Source organism: Actinomadura coerulea (assembly GCF_014208105.1).
Lineage (GTDB): Bacteria > Actinomycetota > Actinomycetes > Streptosporangiales > Streptosporangiaceae > Spirillospora > Spirillospora coerulea.
In genome coordinates, this window is sequence record NZ_JACHMQ010000001.1 from 3,209,027 (window position 1) to 3,232,253 (window position 23,227).

The 23,227-nt window shown below is 74.1% G+C and carries 24 protein-coding genes; 15 read left to right on the top strand and 9 right to left on the bottom strand.

Annotated elements, in window-relative coordinates; all coding sequences use genetic code 11:
* Positions 1-183: 183 nt before the first annotated feature.
* Positions 184-1,740, bottom strand: a complete 1,557-nt coding sequence (locus BKA00_RS14715; protein WP_185025443.1) for an amino acid adenylation domain-containing protein — start codon at positions 1,738-1,740, stop codon at positions 184-186.
* A 236-nt stretch (positions 1,741-1,976) separates the two neighbouring features.
* Between BKA00_RS14715 and sbnA the strand changes: the two genes are divergently transcribed.
* Together sbnA and sbnB are read left to right on the top strand one after the other, a co-directional pair.
* Positions 1,977-2,942: a 2,3-diaminopropionate biosynthesis protein SbnA gene (gene sbnA / locus BKA00_RS14720; RefSeq protein WP_185025445.1), complete on the top strand. Its 966-nt coding sequence runs from the start codon at positions 1,977-1,979 to the stop codon at positions 2,940-2,942.
* A gap of 28 nt (positions 2,943-2,970) precedes the next feature.
* Positions 2,971-3,996 carry a 2,3-diaminopropionate biosynthesis protein SbnB gene (gene sbnB, locus BKA00_RS14725; RefSeq protein ID WP_185025448.1) on the top strand — a complete coding sequence of 342 codons (1,026 nt, stop codon included), beginning with the start codon at positions 2,971-2,973 and terminating at the stop codon, positions 3,994-3,996.
* A gap of 14 nt (positions 3,997-4,010) precedes the next feature.
* Here the strand turns inward: sbnB and BKA00_RS14730 are convergent, their stop codons facing one another.
* Positions 4,011-4,460, bottom strand: a complete 450-nt coding sequence (locus tag BKA00_RS14730) for an NmrA family NAD(P)-binding protein (protein WP_185025450.1) — start codon at positions 4,458-4,460, stop codon at positions 4,011-4,013.
* Between the two features lie 32 nt (positions 4,461-4,492).
* On the opposite strand from BKA00_RS14730, the gene BKA00_RS14735 reads away from it, so the two are divergent.
* The gene (locus BKA00_RS14735; RefSeq protein WP_185025451.1) at positions 4,493-4,798 is read left to right on the top strand and encodes a TetR/AcrR family transcriptional regulator C-terminal domain-containing protein; all 306 of its coding nucleotides are present in this window, start codon (positions 4,493-4,495) and stop codon (positions 4,796-4,798) included.
* 51 nt (positions 4,799-4,849) lie between these two features.
* On the opposite strand, the gene BKA00_RS14740 is transcribed toward BKA00_RS14735, so the two are convergent.
* Positions 4,850-6,109 (bottom strand): MFS transporter, encoded by a 1,260-nt coding sequence (locus tag BKA00_RS14740; protein WP_185025453.1) that lies wholly within the window; start codon positions 6,107-6,109, stop codon positions 4,850-4,852.
* A gap of 171 nt (positions 6,110-6,280) precedes the next feature.
* Between BKA00_RS14740 and BKA00_RS14745 the strand changes: the two genes are divergently transcribed.
* The gene (locus BKA00_RS14745; protein WP_185025455.1) at positions 6,281-6,748 is read left to right on the top strand and encodes a MarR family winged helix-turn-helix transcriptional regulator; all 468 of its coding nucleotides are present in this window, start codon (positions 6,281-6,283) and stop codon (positions 6,746-6,748) included.
* Positions 6,749-6,837: 89 nt separating this feature from the next.
* Here the strand turns inward: BKA00_RS14745 and BKA00_RS14750 are convergent, their stop codons facing one another.
* Positions 6,838-7,431, bottom strand: a complete 594-nt coding sequence (locus BKA00_RS14750; protein WP_221493158.1) for a Uma2 family endonuclease — start codon at positions 7,429-7,431, stop codon at positions 6,838-6,840.
* A gap of 146 nt (positions 7,432-7,577) precedes the next feature.
* Here BKA00_RS14750 and BKA00_RS14755 point away from each other — a divergent pair, with 146 nt between their 5' ends.
* Entirely contained in the window at positions 7,578-7,820 is a 243-nt protein-coding gene (locus BKA00_RS14755) for a Rossmann-fold NAD(P)-binding domain-containing protein (RefSeq protein ID WP_179836019.1), read from the top strand.
* Positions 7,821-7,912: 92 nt separating this feature from the next.
* Complete coding sequence (locus tag BKA00_RS14760) at positions 7,913-9,010, top strand: acyl-CoA dehydrogenase family protein (RefSeq protein WP_185025457.1); 1,098 nt, start codon at positions 7,913-7,915, stop codon at positions 9,008-9,010.
* Here BKA00_RS14760 and BKA00_RS14765 read toward each other — a convergent pair.
* The gene (locus BKA00_RS14765) at positions 8,985-9,395 is read right to left on the bottom strand and encodes a DUF2000 domain-containing protein (protein ID WP_185025458.1); all 411 of its coding nucleotides are present in this window, start codon (positions 9,393-9,395) and stop codon (positions 8,985-8,987) included. The two genes, BKA00_RS14760 and BKA00_RS14765, sit on opposite strands and share 26 nt — an antisense overlap.
* 63 nt (positions 9,396-9,458) lie before the next feature.
* Between BKA00_RS14765 and BKA00_RS14770 the strand changes: the two genes are divergently transcribed.
* The 3 genes from BKA00_RS14770 to BKA00_RS14780 all read left to right on the top strand — a co-directional run bounded on the left by BKA00_RS14770 (position 9,459) and on the right by BKA00_RS14780 (position 12,163).
* Complete coding sequence (locus BKA00_RS14770; protein WP_230299264.1) at positions 9,459-10,265, top strand: AraC family ligand binding domain-containing protein; 807 nt, start codon at positions 9,459-9,461, stop codon at positions 10,263-10,265.
* A 15-nt stretch (positions 10,266-10,280) separates the two neighbouring features.
* Positions 10,281-11,279 (top strand): ADP-ribosylglycohydrolase family protein, encoded by a 999-nt coding sequence (locus BKA00_RS14775; RefSeq protein WP_230299265.1) that lies wholly within the window; start codon positions 10,281-10,283, stop codon positions 11,277-11,279.
* An 86-nt stretch (positions 11,280-11,365) separates the two neighbouring features.
* Positions 11,366-12,163: an alpha/beta fold hydrolase gene (locus tag BKA00_RS14780; protein ID WP_185025460.1), complete on the top strand. Its 798-nt coding sequence runs from the start codon at positions 11,366-11,368 to the stop codon at positions 12,161-12,163.
* Here the strand turns inward: BKA00_RS14780 and BKA00_RS14785 are convergent.
* The gene (locus tag BKA00_RS14785) at positions 12,160-12,579 is read right to left on the bottom strand and encodes a TIGR03668 family PPOX class F420-dependent oxidoreductase (RefSeq protein WP_185025462.1); all 420 of its coding nucleotides are present in this window, start codon (positions 12,577-12,579) and stop codon (positions 12,160-12,162) included. The genes BKA00_RS14780 and BKA00_RS14785 overlap by 4 nt on opposite strands.
* A 92-nt stretch (positions 12,580-12,671) precedes the next feature.
* Between BKA00_RS14785 and BKA00_RS38275 the strand changes: the two genes are divergently transcribed.
* Positions 12,672-13,745 carry a hypothetical protein gene (locus BKA00_RS38275; protein WP_221493160.1) on the top strand — a complete coding sequence of 358 codons (1,074 nt, stop codon included), beginning with the start codon at positions 12,672-12,674 and terminating at the stop codon, positions 13,743-13,745.
* On the opposite strand, the gene BKA00_RS14795 is transcribed toward BKA00_RS38275, so the two are convergent.
* Both BKA00_RS14795 and BKA00_RS14800 read right to left on the bottom strand, forming a co-directional pair.
* Entirely contained in the window at positions 13,702-14,505 is an 804-nt protein-coding gene (locus BKA00_RS14795; protein WP_185025464.1) for an enoyl-CoA hydratase, read from the bottom strand. The two genes, BKA00_RS38275 and BKA00_RS14795, sit on opposite strands and share 44 nt — an antisense overlap.
* A 35-nt stretch (positions 14,506-14,540) precedes the next feature.
* On the bottom strand, positions 14,541-15,185 hold the full coding sequence (locus BKA00_RS14800) for a class II aldolase/adducin family protein (protein ID WP_185025466.1): 645 nt from the start codon (positions 15,183-15,185) through the stop codon (positions 14,541-14,543).
* A 71-nt stretch (positions 15,186-15,256) separates the two neighbouring features.
* On the opposite strand from BKA00_RS14800, the gene BKA00_RS14805 reads away from it, so the two are divergent.
* Complete coding sequence (locus BKA00_RS14805) at positions 15,257-16,174, top strand: carbohydrate kinase family protein (RefSeq protein ID WP_185025468.1); 918 nt, start codon at positions 15,257-15,259, stop codon at positions 16,172-16,174.
* A gap of 25 nt (positions 16,175-16,199) precedes the next feature.
* Here BKA00_RS14805 and BKA00_RS14810 read toward each other — a convergent pair whose 3' ends face one another.
* Positions 16,200-16,841: an ACT domain-containing protein gene (locus BKA00_RS14810; RefSeq protein WP_185025470.1), complete on the bottom strand. Its 642-nt coding sequence runs from the start codon at positions 16,839-16,841 to the stop codon at positions 16,200-16,202.
* A gap of 193 nt (positions 16,842-17,034) precedes the next feature.
* Here BKA00_RS14810 and grpE point away from each other — a divergent pair, with 193 nt between their 5' ends.
* The 4 genes from grpE to BKA00_RS14830 are packed head-to-tail and all read left to right on the top strand — an operon-like array spanning position 17,035 to position 23,225.
* Positions 17,035-17,679 carry a nucleotide exchange factor GrpE gene (gene grpE / locus BKA00_RS40435; protein WP_230299266.1) on the top strand — a complete coding sequence of 215 codons (645 nt, stop codon included), beginning with the start codon at positions 17,035-17,037 and terminating at the stop codon, positions 17,677-17,679.
* Between the two features lie 5 nt (positions 17,680-17,684).
* On the top strand, positions 17,685-19,268 hold the full coding sequence (locus tag BKA00_RS14820; protein ID WP_185025477.1) for an Hsp70 family protein: 1,584 nt from the start codon (positions 17,685-17,687) through the stop codon (positions 19,266-19,268).
* 28 nt (positions 19,269-19,296) lie between these two features.
* Positions 19,297-21,981, top strand: coding sequence for a SaeA-related protein (locus BKA00_RS14825; RefSeq protein WP_185025478.1), 2,685 nt, complete (start codon positions 19,297-19,299; stop codon positions 21,979-21,981).
* Complete coding sequence (locus BKA00_RS14830; RefSeq protein ID WP_185025485.1) at positions 21,981-23,225, top strand: TRAFAC clade GTPase domain-containing protein; 1,245 nt, start codon at positions 21,981-21,983, stop codon at positions 23,223-23,225. Before BKA00_RS14825 ends, BKA00_RS14830 begins: the two co-directional genes overlap by 1 nt.
* Positions 23,226-23,227: the final 2 nt, after the last annotated feature.

A 23,227-nucleotide genomic window follows, 5' to 3' on the forward strand; every position in this document is an offset into this window, starting at 1 on the left:
AACCAGCCGGTCACATGCCTCGCAATCCCCTCAAAAGCAGAAGTTGCCGGGCCCCATTGCTAACAGGAGTGACAAAATCATCGGCCGCCAGGTCCGTTCCGGACCCGCCGGACGCTCGCCGGGTGACAAAGGTTGACAACCGGATCCGGCCAGGCCGGTCACGCTCGGTGAACGGCGGGCCCGCTACCTGCCCGGGTACTCGTGCACCACCACCGCGGCGGCCCGCACCGCCGGGTGGCGCTGCAGCACCGCCTCGATCTCGCCCAACTCCATCCGCACCCCGGCGATCTTGACCTGGCGGTCGACGCGCCCCAGGTACTGCAGGGTGGGGCGGTCCTCCCCGCCCGCGCCGGGCGGCAGCACCCGCACCGCGTCGCCCGTCCGGTACAGGCGCCCGGTCGGGGACGCGCCGAAGGGGTCCCGGTAGAACGCCTCGCGGGTGCGCTCGGCGTCACCGAGATAGCCGCGGCCGACCACCACGCCGCCGACGAACAGCTCCCCTGTCTCGCCGACGTCGCACGCCGTCCAGGTGCCGCCGGCCGCGCCGCCCTCACCGTCCTGCCGCAGCACGTACAGGCGCGCGTTGACGATCGGAGTGCCGATCGGCAGGCGGAGAAGGCCCAGGTCGCCGGCCGTCACGGTGTGGTGCGTGACGTCGTCGGAGCACTCGGTCGGGCCGTAGGCGTTCAGCAGCCGGGCGTGCGGCACCGCCTCCAGCCAGCGGCGGGACAGCTCGGCCGGAAGCTCCTCGCCGGTGGCGATCATCCAGCGCAGGCCCGCCAGCGGGCGGGCCCCGGCCCCCGCGGCCGGGGCCGCGCCGGACACCGCCAGATCGTCCAGCAGGTGCCTGACCATGGTCGGGACGAGCTCGACGACCGTGATGCCCTGCGCGTCCACCGCGCGGGCGAACGCGACCGGGTCGTGGCCCACCTCGTCGCCGACCACGTCCACCCGGCCGCCCAGCAGCAGCGGGCAGAGCATCTGCCAGATCGAGATGTCGAACCCCAGCGGGGCGGTGAAGGCGACCACGTCGCCGCCGGTCAGCTCCAAGTCGATGATCTTCGCCCAGAGGTGGTTGAGCATGCCCTGGTGCTCGACGACCGCGCCCTTGGGGCGGCCCGTCGAGCCCGAGGTGAACAGCACGTACCGGGGCTGGTCGAGCGCGCGCAGGCGCGGCTCCCCCGCCCACGGGGCCAGGCCGTCCGCCCGGGAGGCGGCGACGACGCGGCAGCCCGCCTCCGCCGCCCCCTCCAGCAGCGCCGGCGCCGGTTCGCGGTGCGAGCCCACCGTGATCAGCAGCGCCGCGCCGGCCCGGTCGAGGACGTCGCGGACGCGGGCGGCGGGCCAGGTCTCGTCGGCCGGGACGTACAGGGCGCCGACCAGCTCGATCGCGAGGAACGCGGCGATGACGCCCGCGCAGCGGCCGCCGCCCACGCCGACGACCTCGCCGGGGCGGACGCCCTCGTCCTCCAGCAGCGCGGCGAGCCGGCGCGCCTCGGCGGCCAGCCCGGCGTAGGAGAGCGTCCGGTGCTCGTCGGCGACGGCGGGGCGGTCGCGTTCGGCGGCGATCCACTCCACCCGCGCGATGACCGGGGCGGCGAGGTCGACGTCCCGCTCGCGGAGCATCCCGAGCCGCGCGGCCAGCTCGCGGGCGCGCTCCGCCTGCGCCGCGGGCACGTCCAGGGCGGGCAGCCCGGCCAGGGGCAGCAGCCGGTCCACGGCGGGTCCGCGAGCACTCATCTTTACTCTCCGTGTTGTAGGACTTCTCCGCTGTAACAGAAAAACAAGCGGCCGCCATAGCCTAAGTCCGGCTCGGCAGAAGCACCACGCATTCTGTCCTACCGGTGGGTAATCAGGGGGTTGCGGCGGCAAGATGCCCGCAGGTACCGTGATGCCTCGCCATGGCTCTGGCGTGAAGCCCGCGGCGAACTTCGGGGGAAGACGAGGGAATTGCTTCTTCATTTCAGGATGGCAGCGTGCCGATAATAACCTCGCCGCAGGAATTCAACGTCGACGACCTTTACGTCGATCTTCGGCATGTCATCGAAAGCCCGCTCTACCTCAAATGCGAGGGTTTCAACTTCGCCGGTTCGGTAAAGCTGAAGGCGGCCGCGGCGATGGTGGAGGCGGCCGAGCGCGACGGCGCGCTCACCCCCGACTCGATCATCGTGGAGTCGTCGTCGGGCAACCTCGGGATCGCGCTCAGCCTGATCGCCGCGAGCCGCGGCCTGCGGTTCGTGTGCGTCACCGACCCGCGCTGCAACCCGGCGTCGATGCGGGTCATGCGGGCCCTCGGCGCGGAGGTGCGCGTGGTGTCCGACCGGGACGCCAACGGCGGCTACCTCGGCGGGCGCATCGACTACGTCCGGAACCTGTGCGCGTCCGGTGACGGGTACGTGTGGCTGAACCAGTACGCCAACCGCAACAACTGGCTGGCGCACTACCGCGGGACCGCCCCGGCGATCGACCGCGAGTTCCCCGACCTGGAGGTGCTGTTCGTCGGCGCCGGGACGACCGGCACGTTGATGGGCTGCGCCCGCTACTTCCGCGAGCACCGCCGGCCCGTCACGGTCGTGGCGGTGGACGCGGTCGGCTCGGTCACCTTCGGCGGCCTCCCCGAGCGCCGGATGGTGCCGGGCCTCGGCACCAGCAGCAAGCCGGACATGGTGGACGAGTCGTTCATCGACGACGTCGTGCACGTCCCCGAGACCGACACGATCCGGACCGTCCACGCGCTGGCCTCGCGAGGGTTCCTGTTCGGCGGCTCCACCGGCACCGTCGTGTCGGGCGCCGCCCGCTGGCTGGAGGCCAAGTACCCCGGCGAGGACCCCGTGGCCGTGGCCATCGCCCCCGACCTCGGCGAACGCTACCTCGATTCCATCTACGAGGAGAACTGGCTGCGCGAACACTTCGGCGACCCCGCCGCTATCCTCGGCGACTGATCATCTACAGGAATACGGAGTTCCGCCCATGACGCAGGCCCCAACGTTCGCCGTGGTCTCCGGCGCCCAGGTCCACGAGGCCGTCGCCGGACGCGAGGCGGAGGTCACGCGGATGGTCGAGGCGGCCTACCGGCTGCACGGCGAGGGCCTGACGGTCAACCCCGACTCCTACTTCCTGCGCTTCCCCGACCGCCCGTCCGACCGGATCATCGCCCTGCCCGCCTCGGTCAAGGGCTCCGTCGGCGTGCACGGAATCAAGTGGATCTCCAGCTTCCCCGGCAACGTCGCGGACGGCATCCCGCGCGCGTCGGCCGTGCTGATCCTCAACGACGCCGAGACGGGCTACCCGTTCGCGTGCCTGGAGAGCTCCATCATCTCCGCCGCCCGCACCGCCGCGTCCGCCGCGCTGGCCGCCGCGGCCCTCGCCGACCGCCGCGGCCCGCGCCCCCGCCGGGTCGGCTTCGTCGGCGCCGGCCTCATCGCCCGCTACATCCACACCTATCTGGCGGGCAACGGCTTCGACTTCGACGAGCTCGGCGTCCACGACCTGTCGCGCGAGCACGCCGAGGGCTTCCAGGGCTACCTGGAGCGCGCCGACAAGGGCGAGACCACGATCCACGACTCGGCCGAGTCGCTGATCCGCTCGTCCGACCTGGTCGTCTTCGCGACCGTCGCGGGCGAGCCGCACGTCACCGACCCGGGCTGGTTCGCGCACAACCCCCTCGTCCTGCACGTGTCGCTGCGCGACCTCTCCTCTGAGATCATCCTGTCGTCGTACAACGTCGTGGACGACGTCGAGCACTGCATGAAGGCGAACACGTCCCCGCACCTGGCCGAGCAGCGGGTCGGCCACCGCGACTTCGTCGCCGGGACCCTGTACGACGTCCTGACGGGCACGACGACCCCGCCCGCCGACAAGCCGGTGGTGTTCTCCCCGTTCGGCCTCGGCGTCCTCGACCTGGCCGTGGCGAAGTACGTCTACGACCAGGTCGCGTCGTCGGGCGCGCTGAACACCGTCCCCGGCTTCTTCCACGAGATGAAGCGCTACGGCTGACGGCGGCGGTCCCGTCAGGCGTGCACCGCGGGGTTGAGGACTTCGTCGCACCACTGCCGGAAGGTGGTCGGGGTGTCGACCGCGTGCCGGGGCGTGCGGACGATCGCGTCGTCCAGGCCGTTCTCCTTGGCCGCCAGCATGTCGAGCATGCTCTGGACCATGGCGCCGGACATGCCTCGGGCGGTGAGCCGGTCCGCGAGGGCCTCGGCGGAGATCTGCTCGTACCGGACAGAGGTCCCGAGACTCTCGGAGATGACGGCGGCCATGTCGTCGTAGGACAGGTTCTCGGGGCCCAGCAGGGGAATCTCCTCCTGGCCGGTCCACGTGGGGTCGAGCAGCAGGCGGGCGGCGACGGCCGCGATGTCCCGCGTGGCGACGAGGCGCAGCTCGCGGTCGGGGGAGATCACGTCGAAGAACAGGCCCCGCTCCTTGATCGTCGCGGCCTGCCGGAGCACGTTGTCCATGAAACCGGCCGCGGCCAGCGCCCGGAAGGTAGGTGCGGGCGTGCCGGCTCTGCATCGCCGAAGCCGAGCGCCTGCCCGGCAGCTCCAGCGCCTACTTCGACGCCATCTTCGCCACCACCCAGGAGCGCCTCACCGGCTACCTGGCAGAGCACGACGTCCCGGACGCCGCGGCCCTCGCCGAGGACCTGCTCGCCCGGACGGTGCTCCCGCGCCTGTTCCGCACGCTCCTCAACGTCGAGGCCCCGAGCAGGGACGACCCCGGCGAGGAGGTCCTGTCCGAGGCCGTGGATCTTCCCGCGCTCCGCCGGCTGGCGTCGGCGGCCCTGCGGGGAGGCTAGGCGCCGGCCGTCCGGCCGGAGCCGAGGTCTTCGGCGAGACGAAGCACGCGGTCAGAGGCCGATGTCGGCCCTGGCGCCCAGGGGGGAGCCTTCGGCGGGAGTGGGGCCGCGGTCGGAGGCCGCGTCGGGGCCGGGGTTCGCCGGGGCGGAGGCCGCGGCGGTGCGGGCTTGGCGCAGTTCGAGCCGGTGTGAGATGACGGCCAGCACCAGAGCGGCGGCGGCCAGGGCGGCCCCGACGGCGTTGGGCGCCGCGTAGCCGAGGCCCGCGGAGATCACCAGGCCGCCGAACCAGGCGGCCAGGGCGTTGCCCAGGTTGAAGGCGCCGATGTTGGCCGCGGAGGCGAGCGTCGGCGCGCCGTGGGCGTGGTCCAGGACGCGCTTCTGCAGCGGCGGGACGGTGGCGAAGCCGAGAAGGCCGATGAGGAAGACGGCCACGACCGACGCGGCCTTGCCGGAGGCCAGGAAGGTGAACAGCAGCAGGACCACCGCCAGGCCGCCCAGGGCGGTGTAGAGCATCGGCATGAGCCTGCGGTCCGCGAAACGGCCGCCGATGAGGTTCCCGGCCACCATGCCCAGCCCGAAGACCACCAGCAGCCAGGTGACGGAGGACTCCGCGAAGCCGCCGACCTCGGTCATCATCGGCGCGATGTAGGTGATCGCGGCGAACACGCCTCCGAAGCCGAGGACCGTCATGGCCATGGCCAGGACGACCTGGGTGTTCCTGAAGGCGGCCACCTCGTGCCGCAGCCGTACCCCTTCCGGCTTGGGCACGTCCGGTACGAGCCTGGCGACGCCGGCCAGGCCGAGCACGCCGAGGGCCGCGACGATCAGGAAGGTCACGCGCCAGCCCGCGCTCTGGCCCACGAACGTTCCCAGGGGCACGCCGACGACGTTGGCCACGGTCAGGCCGGTGAACATCATGGAGATGGCGCCGGCCTTCTTGTCCGGCGCGACGAGTTCGGCGGCGACGACGGAGCCGATGCCGAAGAAGGCGCCGTGGGCCAGCGAGGCCACCACCCGGCCGGTCAGCATGACGGCGAAGACCGGGGCGGCGGCGGAGATGAGGTTGCCGAGGATGAACAGGCCCATGAGCAGCATGAGCATGTTCTTGCGAGAGATCCTGGTGCCGAGGACGGTCATGATCGGCGCGCCGGCCACGACGCCGAGGGCGTAGCCGGTGACCAGGAGGCCGGCTGTCGGCACGGACACGCCGAGGTCCGCGCCGACCTGGGGCAGCAGCCCCATGATCACGAACTCCGTGGTGCCGATTCCGAAGGCCCCGATGGCCAGGGCCAGCAGTGCGAGCGGCATGGTGAGCGGTCCTCCCGAGGTTCCGGACTAGGTTGTGCAAGCGCTCTAAGAGCGTAGACAATAATTGCATACGCGGGCTAATGGCAAGCGCGGGTATAGTGAGGTCCGTGACACGGCGGTGGGCGCCCTGCCGGCGCGTCCGCCCGCACGACGCGACCGAGGGAGCCGCTCATGACCGCCACCGACCCGGCGATGACCGCACTGGCGCACAGCTGGTCGGCGCTCTCGCTGCTGCACGGCCGTATCGAGAGCAGGGTCGAACGCGCGCTCCAGGCCGGGCACCGGTTGAGCGCACGCGAGTACTCACTGCTGGACGTGCTGAGCCGCCAGCACGACGGCGAGGGCGGACACCTGCAGATGCGGCAGGTCGCCGACTCGGTCGTCCTCAGCCAGAGCGCCACCACGCGGCTGGTGACCCGGTTGGAGGACCGCGGGCTGCTCTCCCGCTACCTGTGCCCCACCGACCGCCGCGGCATCTACACCGACGTCACCGACGACGGCCTGCGCCTGCTGGAGGAGGCCCGCCCCACCCACAACACGGCTCTGCGCGAGGCCCTCGACCAGGCAGCCGCCGAGCCCGCGCTCGCGCCCCTGGTCCATGCCGTGCTGCAACTGCAGGACGGCGTCCAGCCCGCCTGACCTGCCGCCGCATGCGGCGGCGCCGCGGAAGGCGCAGAGACGGCGCGGCGACCGCGGCCGGGTGGCCCGCGGTCGCCGCCGCCCTCGACTCAGCCGAACTCGGAGGTGTCCAGCTCGATCTCGAACGGCTCCGGCAGCGGCAGCGGCTTGCCGAACGGCACCTGGTCCATGTGCCCGTAGTCCCCGCCGTCCGGCCCACTGAACAGGCTCACCCTGTCTTCCTCGCGGTCTACCAGCAGGTAGAACGGGACTCCCGCCCGGGCGTAGCCGATCCGCTTCGCCTCTCGGTCCCGCTTCGGCTTACTGGACGTCACCTCGACCACCATGACGATCGCGTCGTCACCTTCCACGGGCATCCACGAGGCAGCCCCCTGAAAGGGGTCCTTCTCTATGGATATGAATGTGATGTCCGGAATTACGCGGTTGTCGGGTTGCCCCTCAACGCCGGGCACCGTGAGGCCCTTGTTGCCGGAACACTCGAACTCGATGGCGCTGTACCGGATGACCTGGCGGATGATCTTGCCAATGCATCGCTCGTGGTCGCCAAGGGGGGGTGGGGTCACGACGATCTCTCCGTCGATCAGCTCGGCTCGGAAGCCCTCCGGGGTGTCGAGGGCGAGGAAACCTTCCAGGACGACGTCCGCGTCTTCGTGCGACAGAGGCTCTTGAACCATCACAGTCATGCCCTGCTCCTTTCCTCGCGAACGAGTCTATGAGCAGAGCGCCACCTTCCGCATACAGATCGTAGTTGCCGAGCTCGACAGTCCCAGCGTACGGCGCCGCGCGTCGCGCGGGACTTAGAACGGGCGCGAGTGGGCACGGTCTGCCTATGGATGAGCGAGATGTTCCGCGTGGGGACGTGCAGGAGCTGTCGGACTTCGAGCTGGTCGTGTACGAGACCGTGGCGGAGATCGACAAGGAGCGCGGGGCGGCGGACTTCGAGACGATCGGGGCGCTCGTGGACGCGCCCGAGGAGGATCTGTGGGCCGCGCTCGGCCACCTCGTGTCGATCAACCATCTGCACTCGACGAGCAAGGGCTACGTGCTCGGGCCGCACGACTGGGCGCCCTGACCGTCCCGGTGGATGGGAAGGGCCCCGAGGCGGGGGGCGGGCGCACGGCACGATGACCCGGTAGGCCTGGGACACGTGTGGGAGGACGCCCGATGAAGCTCGTCGTCACCGAGGAACAGCGGGAGCTGCGGGACGCGCTGCGGCGCTTCTTCGCCGACCGGTCCCCCGCCGCCGAGGTGCGGCGGCTGATGGAGACGGCCGAGGGCCACGACCCCGGTGTGTGGCGGCTGATGGCGGAGCAGCTCGGGCTGCAGGGCCTCGCGATCGCCGAGGAGCACGGCGGGGCCGGGTTCGGCGTGCGGGAGCTGGCCGTGGTGTTCGAGGAGATGGGGCGGGCCGTCGTGTGCTCCCCCTTCCTCGCGACGATCACGGCCGCGGCGGCGCTGGGGGCCGGGGAGGGCGGGCACGACCTGCTGGCCGGCCTCGCGGACGGGTCGGTGATCGGGACGCTCGCGGTGGCCGAGGACGGCGGGTCCTGGGACCCCGCCTCGGTGCGGGCGACGTTCGAGGACGGAGTGCTGCGGGGGGCGAAGAACTTCGTCCTGGACGGGCGCGTCGCCGACCTGGTCCTCGTGGCGGCCAGAGGCGGGGACGGGGTCGGGGTGTACGCCGTCGAGGACGCGGCGGGTCTCGTCCGGCAGGTCCTCCCGACGCTCGACCAGACGCGGAGGCTGGCGCGGATCGAGCTGGACGGGGCCGCCGCGCGCAGGGTCGGCGGGCCGGAGGCGCTGGCGCGGGCCCTGGACGTCGCGGCGGTGGCGCTGGCGGCCGAGCAGCTCGGCGGTGCGCAGCGCACCCTGGACATGACGGTCGAGTACGCGAAGGTGCGGCACCAGTTCGGGCGGCCGATCGGGTCGTTCCAGGCGGTCAAGCACCGGTGCGCCGACATGTTCGTGATGGTGGAGTCGGCGCGGTCGGCCGTGCTGAACGCGGCGGCCGCCGCCGACGAGAGCCCGGGCGAGCTGCCGGCCGCGGCCGCGCTCGCCCAGGCGTACTGCTCGGAGGCCTTCTTCCACACGGCGGGCGAGGCGATCCAGCTGCACGGCGGCATCGGGTTCACGTGGGAGCACGACGCGCACCTGTACTTCAAGCGGGCGCAGTCGTCCCGCGAGCTGTTCGGGTCGCCGGACCGGCACCGCGAGCGCCTGGCCGCACTCGCCGGGCTCACGGGTGCAGCCGCAGCCCCTTGAGCACCTTGTCCACGCCGTTCCTCGGGCCGTGGACGGCGAACCCGACCAGGGGCATCTCCTCGGCGGTGACGGCCCGGACGGTCGCGCGGTTCGCCTCGTCGTGGCCCGTCTTGAACATGTCCTCGATGTAGACGGCGACGTCCATCTCGCGGGCGAGCGCGCGGGCGTGCGCCTTCGAGATCTCCTCGGCGCCGGCCTCGTAGACCAGGACGGGCTGGCGGAACATCGCCAGGTAGGTGTTGCCGGACGCGTCCTCGTACGGCTCTCCGATGACGCCGGGGGCGCCGCCCGCGACGGCGCTCGCGAGGAACGCGGTGACGTTGAGGCGCTGCCAGGCGGCCAGGTCGCCGCGGACCACGATCCCGATCTTGGTGTCGAAACGCATGCGGTCCAGCCTGCCCCGGACCGGGCGCGCCGTCTTGAACGCTCGTGCGCCAGACTGGGGCGCGTGGACTGGAGCAGGTACTGGCGGTCGCCCGACCGCCCCCTGGAGGCGATGCACGCCCACTTCGAGCGGCACGCCTACCACCGGCACAGCCACGAGACGTACTCGTTCGGCGTCACCGAGGACGGCTACCAGGCGTTCCGGTGCCGGGGCGGGGCCCACACGAGCGCGGCGGGGATGGTCATCGCGTTCAACCCCGACGACCCGCACGACGGCCACGCCGCCGACGAGCTCGGCTTCACCTACCGCATCGTCCACATCGGCGCCGGGCTGATCTCCGACGTGCTCGCCGACATCGCGGCGCGCCCGGCCGGGCTGCCGCTGTTCGACGCGCCCGTCGTGCCGGACCCCGCCCTCGCCGGGGCCCTGCGGAGGCTGCACGCGGCGCTGCTCGGCGGCGCGCCGGCCCTGCGGCGCGACGAGCTGCTGACCGCGGCCGTCGGGACGCTGGTCGACCGGGCCGCCACGCGGCGGCTGCGCGCGGCGCCCGCCGGCGGCCTCGTCGAGCGGGCCCGGCGGCGCCTCGTGGAGTGCTACGCCGACGACATCGGCGCCGACGCGCTGGCGGAGGCGGCGGGGTGCAGCCGGTTCGCGCTGTACCGGGGGTTCCGGCGGGAGTACGGGATGGCGCCGAGCGACTACCAGCGCCAGCTCCGCCTGCGCGCCGCGCGCCGCCTGCTCGCCCGGGGCGACGCGATCGGGGACGTCGCGGCCCGCACCGGCTTCGCCGACCAGAGCCATCTGACGCGGTGGTTCGTCCGCTGCTACGGCATGACCCCCGGCGGTTACCGCGGTGCTTGTACGGATTAAGGAAGAATGCCGCCCATGAGAAGGGCGAGCGGGGCGATGTTCGGGCTGGCGTACGGGGACGCGCTGGGCGCGCCCACCGAGTTCCTCACCATGAAGCAGATCCGCCGGCGGTTCGGCGAGCACGGCCCGTCGCGGCTCGACGGCGACCCGGCCCTCGTCACCGACGACACCCAGATGGCGATCGCGGTCGGGCTCGCGCTGCTGGACGCCCTGGCGAACCCCCCGTTCACCCCCGACCTGATCACGCCGATGTGGCGGCGGCGCTTCGTCGACTGGCTGAACAGCCCCGACAACAACCGCGCGCCCGGGAACACGTGCCTGCACGCGTGCCGGAACCTGGCCGCCGGGAAGCCCTGGGTGAAGGCCACCGTGGCGGGGTCCAAGGGGTGCGGCGCCAACATGCGCGTCGCACCGGTCGGCCTGGCCCCGGGGTTGTCGGACGAGACGCGGGCCGGGGCGTCGCAGCTCCAGGCCGCTCTCACCCACGGGCATCCGACCGGGCTCGCGGCGAGCGAGCTGACGGCGTTCGCCGTCCGCTGGCTGGCCGACGGCATGGCCCCGTCCGACCTGCCCGCCGCGCTGCGGGCCCGCTGCCGCGACCAGCGCGCCGTCTACCACGAGCGCTGGCTCGGCACCCTGTGGCAGCAGCCCGGCGTCGACACGCCGGAGGCGTTCATCGCCCGGGGCTGGGACGAGTGCCTGGACGTCCTCGACCGCCTGGACGAGGCCGTCGCGCGCGGGGACCGGGCGTCCGACCCCTGCGAGGCCACGGGCGCGGGCTGGGTCGCCGAGGAGGCGCTCGCCACCGGCCTGCTGTGCTTCCTGCTGTTCCCGGACGAGCCGGTCGGGGCGATCCGGCGCGGCGCGGCCAGCTCGGGCGACTCCGACTCGATCGCGTGCCTGGCCGGCGCGTTCGCGGGCGCGCACCTCGGCATGGGCGCCTGGCCGGAGGAGTGGTCCGCCCGCATCGAGTACGCCGACGAGCTCGCGAGGCTCGGCGACGCCTGGGACTGATCCCGCGAGAGCACCGCTCTTGACTCCCGCGCACCCCGAAGCTAATATCCTTAGCTATAGAGCTACACAGATTCAAGGAGTGCGCGATGAGCGAGACCCGGTTCCTCGACCTGCCCGACGGCCGGCTGGCGTACGACGACAGCGGCGACGGCCCGCTCATCGTGTGCCTGCCCTCGATGCTCGACCTGCGGTCGCAGTACCGGTTCCTGCGGCCGCTGCTCCTGGACGCCGGGTACCGCGTCGTGACCGTCGACCAGCGCGGGATGGGCGAGACCAGCGCGCGGTGGCCCGAGTACGGGAGCACGCCGCTGGCCCACGACCTGCTGGCCCTGCTCAAGCACCTGGACGCGGGCCCGGCGCTGGTCTACGGATGCTCCAACGGCGCGGCCGCAGCGGTGTGGGTCGCCGCCGAGGCGCCCGAACTGGTGAAGGGACTCGTCCTTGCGGCGCCGTTCGTCCGGGACGGCAAGGCCGGGGTCGCGCAGAAGCTGACCACCGCCCTCATGCGGGTCCCGGGCCTGGCCCTGCCGCTCTACATGTCCTACTACCCCAAGTGGGAGCCGAAGCCCCCGGCCGACTTCGCCGAGCACAAGGCCGAGCTGAAGGCGAACTTCAAGGAGCCGGGCCGCGGCAGTGTCATCGCCGACTACCTGAGCATGTCCCACGCCGAAGCCGAGGCGCGGCTCGACCGGGTGAACGCACCCACGCTCGTCATCATGGGCACGGGCGACATCGACTGGCCCGACCCGGCCGCCGAGGCCGAGTGGGTCGGCCGGAGGCTGAACGGCGAGGTCGTCCTGCTGGAGGGCGCCGGCCACCACCCGCACGTGGAGTTCCCCGAGAAGATCGCCGAGGCCGTCACGGCCTTCCAGCTCTCCCTCTAGGACGCCGACCAGCCCGTCCAGGCCTCGATCGTGACGGCTATGACCGGGCCCTCCGGCGGACGGTCGCGGTACTGGGGGTAGCGGTCCGCCAGGAGCCGGACGGGGCCGGCCATGCGGGCGGGGTCGTCGACGACGGCCGCGTGGCCGTCCACGCGGACCCACCAGAGGCGGTCCCAGTCGTCCTCGTAGTGGTCGGCCAGGAGCGTGACGCGGGGGTTGGCCCGGATGTCGGCGAGGCGCCGCAGCTCCCGGGTGCTCTTGGGCTTGTGGTCGACGGCCATGTAGACGGCGCCCCGGTGGACGGCGAACGTCACGGGGACGAGATGCGGCCGGGAGTCCTCCCCCACGGTCGCCAGGCGCGCGACCGGCACGGTGGTCAGCAGGCGGCGCGCCTCGTCCGGCGCAAGCTTGGGCACCCCCTCACCCTGCCACGCCCTCCCCCACGCGGGGTAGGGCGCTCGTTCCCAGGCGGGAGGCGCGGCGCCGGGGTCGCCGGGAGGCTCGTCCTATGGAGTCGGTCGGGAGGCTGTGGCCGCGCTGGGCGGGGTACGCGGCCGGGGCGTGGTCGGTGGGCGCGGTAGGGGTGGCCCTGTACTGGGCCGGCGGCGGGGAGACCGGATCTCCCCTGGCGGACGCGAGAGCGGCGGCGTGGGTGGTCGCCGCCTTCCTCGGCGTCGGCGGGATCATGGCGGTGTCGAGCGTCCGCGGCGTCGGACGGCAGATGCCGCGGTGGTGGCCGCTCACCGGGCTCTGGACGGCGTGCGTGCTCGCGGGGGCGGGAACGTTCGGCTTCGTCATGAACGCGCTGCAACTCGTCTTCGACGGGACGGTCGACGACTGGCCGGAATTCGGCGTCGAGGCCCTGTGCGCGGTGGGCGCGGCCCTGCTCGCGGGGACGGCCCTGGCCTACCAGCGCGGCACCGCGGGGAGGTGCGCGCGGTGCGGCCGTTTCCACGCGGGCACGGGCTCCGTCACGGCCCCGCCGCCCGTCTCCGCCGCGCCGCGCGCGGTGCGGTGGGGCGCCTATGCCGGGGCGCTCGCGTTCGCGCCCTACGTCGCCATGAAGACGACGTGGGCGTTCGGGGGCTCCTTCGCGGGGATCGAGGGCGAGCAGGTCGTCGCCGAGTTCGAGCGCAACGGCGCGTCCGGGCTGGTCCTCACGCTGGAGAGGTACGGGCTGGACTTCACCACCCTGTCGGCGCTCGCCGGCGTCTTCCTGCTGATGGGGCTCACGCACGAGTGGGGGCAGGTCTTCCCGCGGTGGGCGCCGCCGCTGGCCGGGCGGAGGGTGCCGCGCTGGCTGCCGCTCGCACCGGCCTGGCTCGGCGCCCTGACGCTCGGACCCTACGGTGTCGTCGGCTCCGTCGCCTACCTGCTGCCGCCCGTCCTCGGCCTGGGCGGACTCCCCCATGACGGGCTCCTCAGCGGATGGCCCGGCTGGACGGTCGCGGCGTGCGGGATCGGCGCGTTCGCCGCCTACGGCGTGGCGCTGGGCGCCGCGGCGTGGTCGTACCAGCGGCGGACCCGCCCGCTGTGCGTCAGTCCTGGAAGTCCGGGGGGCGGTGCTCCCTCCGCGCCTTGATCGCTTCTTCGAAGTTGTGGGTGGTGAGGCGGACGTACAGCTGGGCGAGGCCCTCCTGCCCCATGTGGGCGTCCAGGCTCGCGGCGTCCAGGCTCGACCACAGCATCCGCTTGGTCAGCTCGGTGCCGGGGCGGCTGAACCCGGCGATCCGCTCGGCCAGCTCGTAGCAGGCGTCCAGGAGCTTGTCGCCGGGGACGACGCGGGACAGCAGGCCGATGCGCTCGGCCTCGGCGGCCTCCACGTCGCGCCCGGACAGCATCAGCTCGAACGCGCGGGACGCGCCGATCGCGCGCGGCAGCAGGTAGCTGAGGCCGAGCTCGCTCGCGGTCAGCCCGTTGTTGATCCCAGCCGCGCGGAACAGGGCCGTCTCCGCGCCCAGCCTGATGTCGGCGGCGAGCGACAGGCACAGGCCGCCGCCGATCGCCGGGCCGTTGACCGCCGCGATGACCGGCTGGTGGACGCGCCGCATCGCCCGCACCACGTCGTCCAGCAGCTCCATCGAGCGCAGCGCGATGGTCGGGAGCGTCAGCCCGTCGATGCCCGGGATGCTCCCCGGGTTCTCCAGGTCGGCCCCGGAGCAGAACCCCCGCCCGGCGCCGGTGATGACGACGACGCGGGTCCCGTTGTCGCGGCTGACCTCCTCCAGGGCCTCCCGGAAGGGGACCATCACGTCGAACGCCATCGCGTTCATGCGCTCGGGCCGGTTGAGGGTGATCAGGGTGACGTTCGGGCGCGGCTTGTCGACCAGGACGAAGGGCAAGGCGGGCCTCCCAGAGTGACCTAACAAGCGTTAGGTTACACGCGGGGGAAGTCGGGCGGCGCCAGCCCCCGCTCGACCACCTTCGCCAGCTCCTCCTCCGTCAGGACCCGCGGCTCCCCGATCGACTTCGCGCGGACGTACACGCCGCACAGCCACTCCAGAAGGCGCGCGTTCTCGTACGCCTCCTCCAGGTCGCGCCCGATCGCGACGCCCCCGTGGTTGGCCATCAGCGCGGCCCGCTTGCCGCCCGCCATGGCCGTCCGGACGTTCTCGGCGAGTTCGGGCGTCCCGTAGGTGGCGTACTCGGCGACCTTCACCACGCCGCCGAGCAGGAGCGTGTTGTAGTGGATCGGCGGCAGCTCGGACATGGTCGTCGCCACCACGGCGCCGTAGGTGGAGTGCGTGTGCACGATGGCCGCGGCCGGGGTCGCCTCGTAGAGGGCGAGGTGCATGGGGGTCTCGGACGACGGCGCCTTGTCCCCGTCCACCCACTGCCCGGCGAGGTTCACGACCGGGCAGTCGGCCGGCTCCATCCGGTCGAGCATCATCCCGCCCGGCGTGACCGCGACCAGGTCGCCGGACCGGACGCTGACGTTGCCGGAGGCGCCCGTCACCAGCCCGGTCTCCGCCAGCCGCCGGCCGATCCCGCACAACGCGTCCCGCTCGTCCCTCAGCAACATGCGAATACCTCTCACATTTCGTGGCCTGCACCGCGTACGCTACGGCCCTGACGATCGCTAAGGGGCCGGACATGACCGTCGTCACTCTCGGCGCGCACATCCTGGACGTGCTCGCCCGCCCGGTGGAGGGCATCCCGGACGGCCAGGGCACCGTCGTCGTCGAGCGGATCCGGGTGACCGCGGCGGGCGCCGCCGCCGGGACCGCCGTCGCCCTGGCCCGCCTCGGCAACGACGTCGTCTCGGTCGGCGCGATCGGAGACGACGACCTCGGCGACCTGCTGGTCACGATCATGGCGCGCGAGGGCGTGGACGTGCGCGGGCTCGTCCGGCGGGCGGCCGAGCAGACCAGCGCGTCGATCCTGCCGATCCGGCCGGACGGCGGCCGCCCGAGCTTCCACGTCCCCGGCGCGAACCTGACCCTCACCGCGGACGCCGTCGGGCCGGGCCTGCTGGACGCGGCGGGCACGGTGCACCTCGGCGGCCCCGACGTCACCTTCGGCCTCAACGACCCGGCCTTCCTCGCCGCGCTCGCCGCCGCCCGCGAGGCCGGCACCGTCGTGACGATGGACCTGCTGTCCACCATGCCCGACCTGCTGGACGGCGCCGCCGCCTTCCTCCCCCACGTCGACCACTTCCTGCCGAACGAGGAGCAGGCCGCCCTCATGACCGGCGAGGACGATCCGGAGAAGGCCGCCGCCGCGCTCCTCGCGCGGGGGCCTCGCACGGTCGTCGTCACGCTCGGCGGGGAGGGCAGCCTCGTCGCCACCGCCGAGGGCGCGCACCGGCTGCCGGCGCTGCCCGTCGAGGTCGTCGACACGACCGGCTGCGGCGACGCCTACTGCGCCGGGTTCATCACCGGCCTGACGCGCGGGAGGGACGTGCTGGAGGCCGCGCGCTGGGGCACCGCCGCGGCGGCCACCGTCGCCCAGGGGCTCGGCTCCGACGCCGGCCTCACCGGCCTGGACGCGGTCCTCGCCCTCCTGGACTGACACGAGGACGGAGCGACACGGGCGCTCAGAGCGGGGCCGCGCCCCGGGCCCGGTGCAGGACGGCGTTCGCCGCCCCGGCGAGCTGCTCCAGCCGGAACACCTCCGTCCGGTGGAACGGCGGCGCGCCCGTCCGGGCGACCACCAGCGCGAGCCCGCCCGCCGCGAGCGGGCAGACCGCGAAGCGCGTGCCGTCCGGCGCCGTGAACGCCCGCGGCCGCAGCGGCCGCAGCTCCGGCAGGACGGCGCCGGGCTCGCCGCCGGCGCTGGCGTGCACGAGGACCGCCTCGTCCTCCCCCTCCAGCTCGGCGAGGCCCGCCCAGTCGGCGCTCAGGACGGCCGGGACGGCGTCGGCGAGGATCTCCAGGCCGCGCTCCGGGACGGCCGCGACCTGGCCGATCACGGCCGCGTCGGGGAAGGCGCCCTGCGGCTCGGCGGTCGGCCAGATCCCGACGACCTCCACCCCCGGCACCGAGCCGAGCCCCCCGGCCAGCCGCTCGGAGTCGGCCCCCGCGGGCCACGCGACGGTGAAGTCGTCCATCGCCCGCCCGTTGTCGCGTTCCAGCACCGTCATCTGGACGACGTCCGCGCCCGCCGCGCCCAGGGTGCGCGCGACCTGCCCCAGCGACCCGGGACGGTCCGGAAGCCGCACCCTTATCCGCAGCAACATCGCCACCTCCAGTCTCCGTGCGAGGTCCCCAGCTTCGACGAGACCCGTTTCCCCCGTGTTACCCAGACGTGTCGTCCCAAGAAAACGGCACGGAAGTCGGTGCTGGAACGGCGGGCACGGGTCAAACTAGAGTCCGGTGGAGGTCATCGGTTGGCCTGACGTCTCCTGCCGTCCAGCATTAAGGTGACTCTACGTGTCGAGGGACGGGGAAACCCCAGTCAGCGAAGCCTCCGGTGCCGGGCCTGGACCGGCGCGTGCCGGGGACGCCGGGGAGGGCGACGAGAGCGCGGTGCTGCACGCCGAGGTGAGGGACGCCCTCGCCGGGCTCACCGCCCGCCTCGACCGCGAGCGCGAGCGCGCGGAGCACCGCGAGGCCGTCATCGACCGGCTCCACGAGGAGAACCAGCGGCTGCGGCGCGGGGAGCTGCAGGCGATGCTGGAGCCCGTCCGCGCGGCGCTGTACCGGCTGCACGACCAGGCGCGCCGCGAGGCCGACCGGCTCGGCGCGCCCGATCTCGCCGAGGCGCCCGACCCCCGGCGGACGGCGGTGCTGCTGGCGGCGATGGCCGACGACGTCGCCGACGCGCTCGCGCGGCTCGGCGTCGAGCGGTTCACCGTCGAGCCGGGCGCCCCCTACGACGCGTCCCGGCACCGCCCGGTCGCGGTCACGCCCATCGACGACCCCGTGGCGGACGGCACCGTCACGGCCGTGCAGTCCGACGGGTTCGAGCAGAGCGGGAAGGTGCTGCGCAAGGCGGCGGTCAGCGTCGGCAGGCTCGCCGAGCCGGCGCCCGCCGGCGAGGCGGCGCACAACGGACAGACGACGAACAGCGGGTGAGGGACATGGCCGTCTACGGGATCGACCTGGGAACGACGTACTCCTGCATTGCCTCCATCGACGACGTGGGCCGGCCCGCGGTCCAGCGGAACCTGGAGGGCACCGACACCACGCCGTCCGTCGTGTTCTTCGAGAGCGGCGAGAACGTCGTCGTCGGCCAGACCGCGAAGGACACCGCGGTCCTGGAGCCCGACAACGTCGTCAGCCTGATCAAGCGCGACATGGGCCGCGACGTCACGCGCCCCATCCACGGGATCGACTTCACACCCGAGGAGGTGTCGGCGTTCATCCTGCTGAAGCTGGCGACGGACGCGCGCACCACGACGGGCGAGGAGACCCGCGACGTGGTCATCACCGTCCCGGCCTACTTCGGCGTGGCCGAGCGCGACGCGACCCGCAAGGCGGGCCGCATCGCGGGGCTGAACGTCATCGACATCGTGTCCGAGCCGATCGCCGCCGCGATCACCTACGGCGTCCTCAACCCCGAGAGCGACCGCACGATCCTGGTGTACGACCTCGGCGGCGGGACGTTCGACACCACGGTCATCGCGCTGCGCGAAGGCCACATCGAGGTGGTGTGCACCGACGGCGACCACGAGCTCGGCGGCGCCGACTGGGACGCCCGGCTCGTGGAGCACCTGGCCGAGCGGTTCCGCGCCGAGCACCCGGACGCGGGCGACCCGCTGGACGACCGGCAGACCGAGCAGCAGCTGCGCCGCGACGCCGAGGACGCCAAGAAGGCCCTCACCAGCCGCACGTCCCACACCGTCCGGGTCATGCACGGCGGGCGGGTCGCCTCGGTCGAGGTGACGCGGGAGAAGCTGGAGGAGCTGACCAAGGACCTCCTCGACCGCACCGTGGAGATCACCGGCCGGACGCTGGCGACCGCCGCCGAGAAGGGCGTGGAGGACTACGACGACCTCGTCCTCGTCGGCGGCTCCACGAAGATGCCGGTCGTCGCGGCGCGGCTGCAGACCGAGCTCGGCCTCGCCCCCCGCCTGCAGGACCCCGACCTCGCGGTCGCCAAGGGCGCCGCCCTGTACGCCTTCGAGGAGACCTACCGGCGGCTCGTCCGGGAGGGCGCCGCCGAGCGCGCCGAGGAGATGGCGAACCGGGCGGGCCTGTCGGCCGAGCAGCAGCGGCAGATCGCCGGGCGGAAGATCAGGACGGTCGCCTCGCACGCGTTCGGGATCGTGGTCGTCGACCGGGAGACCGGCGCCGAGAGCGTCGCGCACCTCGTGCACGCCAACGACGAGCTGCCCGCGGCCAGGACCGAGGACTTCTTCACCGTCTACGACGACCAGGCCTCGGCCGACATCCGGGTGATGGAGCAGGCCGGCGTGGTGGAGTCCGCCGACCTGATCGACAACACCGAGATCGCGACCGGGGAGATCCGCGTCCCGCCGGGCAAGAAGTCGGGCTGGCCGATCGGGGTGACGTTCGAGCTCGACTCCTCGGGCCTGCTGAACGTCACGGCCGTGGAGAAGGAGACCGGGGAGCGGCTGGAGCTGAAGGTGGACGTCGGCGGAATGTCGGAGGAGGAGGTCGAGCGCTCCCGCAAGGCCCTCTCCCGGGTCCAGGTCAGCTGAGCGGGCCGCGGATCCCCTGGAGGCGCCCGTGGCGTTCGACGAGGACTACCGGCGGCAGGTGCTGGAACCCGCGCGCGCCGCGGGCGACCGGCCCCCCGAGGACCTGCGCGTCCGCTACGCGCTGGACGACCGACCGTCCTCCAGCCCCCACCCACCGCCGTTCAACGGACGAGCTCCGCTCGACGGACTGGACGCGGCGGCCGTGGCGGCGCGGGTCAGGGAGGTCCGGCAGTGCTGGCGGCGGGCGCGCGGGCAGCTGAAGTACCGCAAGCTCATCGACCGGCTGGAGGCCGAGCACCGCGAGCTGGCGCCGCTGTTCACCGCCGCCGAGCGCGGCGACCCGCGCCCGCTGGAGGCGCGGCTGCGCGGCGGCCGCGAGCGCGCCGAGCGACGCCTCGGCGAGGCCCGCGCCCGCCTCGCCGACGCGGCCGGGGTGCTGCGGATGGCCACGCCCGCCGAGGTCGAGGCCATCGCCCGCACCACCGGGGTGCGGGGCGGGGAGCTGGCGGAGCTCGCCGCCGCCGACGGCGTCGAGATCCGCGAGCCCGACCCGCTGCCGTCCGCCGCGCCCTATCCCGCGTACCGGAAGGTGCGCGAGTCGCTGGACGTCCTCGGCGGGCGCCACCTCGCCGGCTTCCTCTTCGGCGCCCGCCTCACCGGCCCGATGCGCGTCCTGGACGGCTTCGCCGCGCCGGGCGGCGGCCCGCGCCCGGACGGGGACGCGGTCGCGGCGGCGGGAGCCGAGTGGGCGCGCCGCAGCCGCGACACCACCACCACGCACGCCGACACCGTGCTGGCCGCGCTCCGCTCGGGCGCCGACCTGCCCGCACTGCTGCTGTTCGACATCGCCGACCGGCTCCGCGAGCGCCTGCGGGAGCGGGCGTCCGAGCGCGCCCTGCTCCGGTACGCCGCCGAGGAGCTGGGCGTCGAGCAGGGCGACGCCCGCCGCCTGGTGTTCGCCGTCGTGCGGGAGACCGACCGGGGCGGCGGCGGCCTCGCGGGGCGGCTCCGGGCGCTGCTGGACTCCGGCGACGTGCACGCGGCGGCCGGGCTGGCCGACGCCGCGCGGGTCCCGCACCCCTCCCCCGGCGCCGAGCCGCCCGAGGAGGAGGTGCTCGCCGCCGAGGCCCGGCACCGCCTCGGCACCGCGCTGCGCCTGCGCGAGGCCGCGTCCGCCGAGCCCGACCCGGACCGCGCCCACCGCCTGCTCGCCGACGCGCTGCGCCTCGTCCGGGACCTGCCGGGCGCCGCCGCCCACCAGCGGCGCCTGCCGCCGCGCCCGGTGCCGGCCGTGCACCTCGACGTCGACGGCGCGTCGGTGCGGCTGTCCTGGGAGGATTCGCCGTCCACCGGGGGCGAGGTCGTCCACCACGTGGTGCGGCGCGCGGGCAGGGCGCCGCGCGACGCGCGCGACGGCACGGCCGTCGGCGGGGCTCTGGACGCCCGCCCCCCGGTCAACGTGCCGCTGTACTACGGGGTGGTCGCGGTGCGGGGCGAGGCCGCCGCGCCGCCGGCGGTGGCCGGGCCGGTCGTCGTGCGGCCCGAACCCGAGGAGGTCGAGCTGACCGCCGGGGACGGGCAGGTCACGGGACGCTGGCGGTGCCCGGCGGAGGCGGTGCGGGTCGTCGTGGCGCGGGACGGCCGGGACGTCGCGGCGGGCCGGGACGGGTTCCGCGAGCGCGTCCCGAACGGGCGGACGCACCACTACCGGATCGCCGCCGTCTACCTCGACGCGGCCGGGCGCGAGGTCGTCACGGACGGGGTGCGGGCGTCGGCCACGCCGAGCGCGCCGCCCGAGCCGGTGTTCGAGCTGACCGCCGAGACCGACGCGTCCGACCCCGGCCTGGTGCGGGCCCGGTTCGCGCCGCCCGCGCACGGGACGGTGGAGCTGGTCCTCTGCCCGGGCCCGCCGCCGTGGCCGCGCAGCGCGCTCGTCCCGCTGGAGGAGGTGCGGCGGGAGACGCGGCGGCTCGCGTGCGCGCAGACGAAGGGCGGGCTCGCGGTACGGCCGGGCTCCGGGGGATGGCTCCTCGCGGTGACGGTCGCGGAGGGCACGGCCGCGATCGGCGCCTACCACCGGCACGTGAACCTGCCGCCGCCGCGCCGGCTGGTCGCCGAGCGGCGGGGCGCCTACGTGCACGTGGGGTTCGACTGGCCGCCCGACGTCGCGGAGGTCGACGTCGCCTACCGGATCGGGCGGGACACCGGAGACGCCGCGCGGTCCGGCGACTCCGCGCACGGTCCCGTCCGGGCCGCGCAGAGCGTCACCCGGGCCGCCTACGACACCCAGGGCGGGATCCGGCTGCCCGTCCCCGAGGACGCGCCCGTCGAGCTGTCCGTCGCCGCGGCCGGGACGGTGGGCGGAGCGCGGATGACCGGCCCGCCGGCGACCGCCGAGGTCGCCGCGCGCACGATCGTCCACTACGACGTGCTGCGGTCGGGCCCGCCGTGGCGGCGGACGCTGACGGTCCGGCTCCACTCGTCCCGCCCGCTGCGGGTGGCACGGCTGTCGCTGGTGCTGCGCGCCGGGCGGGTGATGCCGCAGCGCGCCGCCGACGGCGAGACCCTCGGCACGTGGGACGCGGTGCCCGTGCCGGGCGAGCTGTCGCTCGGCGCGCCGTCCGCGTCGGGACCGTACTGGCTGCGCTGCTTCGCCGACGACGACGCCGTCGAGCTGAGCGATCCCCCCGTCCGCCGACTCCAGGTCCCCTGATGACGAGACCCCTGGCCCGGGTGGGAATCCCCGGCGTGCCGTCCCGGCAGGGAATCACCTGCCCCTACTGCTTCGCCTCCGTGGCGCCGCAGCGGATCCTGTTCCGGTGCCGGGGGCAGTCCGGGCGGCGGCAGGGCTGCGTCCCCGTCCTGGACGAGCGGCTGGCCGAGTACACCGGGTCGACGGCGGGGGCGTCGCTGCCGCCGGCGTTCGCCGCGCCCGGGCGCAAGGGCCGGGCCGACTGCCCCGGGTGCGGGGTGCCGACCGGGAACCGCGCCTGCCCCGAGTGCCACAACCCGCTCCCGTCGGCGTACTGCGACTCCCCCGGCCGGATCGTCGCGCTCGTCGGGGCGAAGAACGCCGGGAAGAGCACCTACATCGCCGTCCTGCTGCACGAGCTGATGAACCGGGTCGGGACGGAGCTCGACGCGTCGCTGGTCGCCTGCGACGACCGGACGATCGAGCGGTACAAGCGCGACTTCGCCCGTCCGCTGCTGGAGGAGCGGCGGCTGCTGCCGACGACGCCGAGCGCCGCGACCGGCCCCCGCGAGCCGCTGGTGTACCTGCTCACCCGGACCCGGACCCGGAAGGGGCGCTTCGCCCGGCCCCGCAACGACTCGCTGGCGCTGGTGCTGTTCGACACCGCGGGCGAGGACCTGCGCAGCCGCGAGGCCACCGACCTGCACCTGCGGTACCTGGAGGCCGCGGACGCGATCATCTTCCTGGTCGACCCGCTGGAGCTGCCGGGCGCGCGGCCCGGCGTGCTGGACGCGGTGCCGGGGCCGCGCGCGGCCGGGGACGACCCCGGCGGGGAGCCGCTGGACGTCATCGCGCGCGTCACCGAGGCGCTGCGGCTGCGGCACGGCACCCGTCCGGGCGAGCCGCTGCCCGTACCGGTCGCGGTCGCGCTCACCAAGATCGACGTGCTGCGGCCGGGGCTGCTGCGCCAGTCGGCGCTGCACCGGTCGCGGTCCGGGCAGGGCGTCCTCGACCTCGACGACAGGGACGCGGTGCACGAGCAGGTCCGCGCGCTCCTGCACGACTGGCAGGCCGGGCGGCTCGACACCTACCTGGGGCAGCAGTACGCCGACCACGCGCTGTTCGGCCTGTCGGCGCTCGGCGGCGTCCCGGAGGAGGGGCGCGTCGGCGCGGGCGGCGTCCGGCCGTACCGGGCGGAGGATCCGCTGCTGTGGCTGCTGTACCGGTTCGGGATGCTCGACGGCGTCCGCCCGGGAGGGGCGTAGCG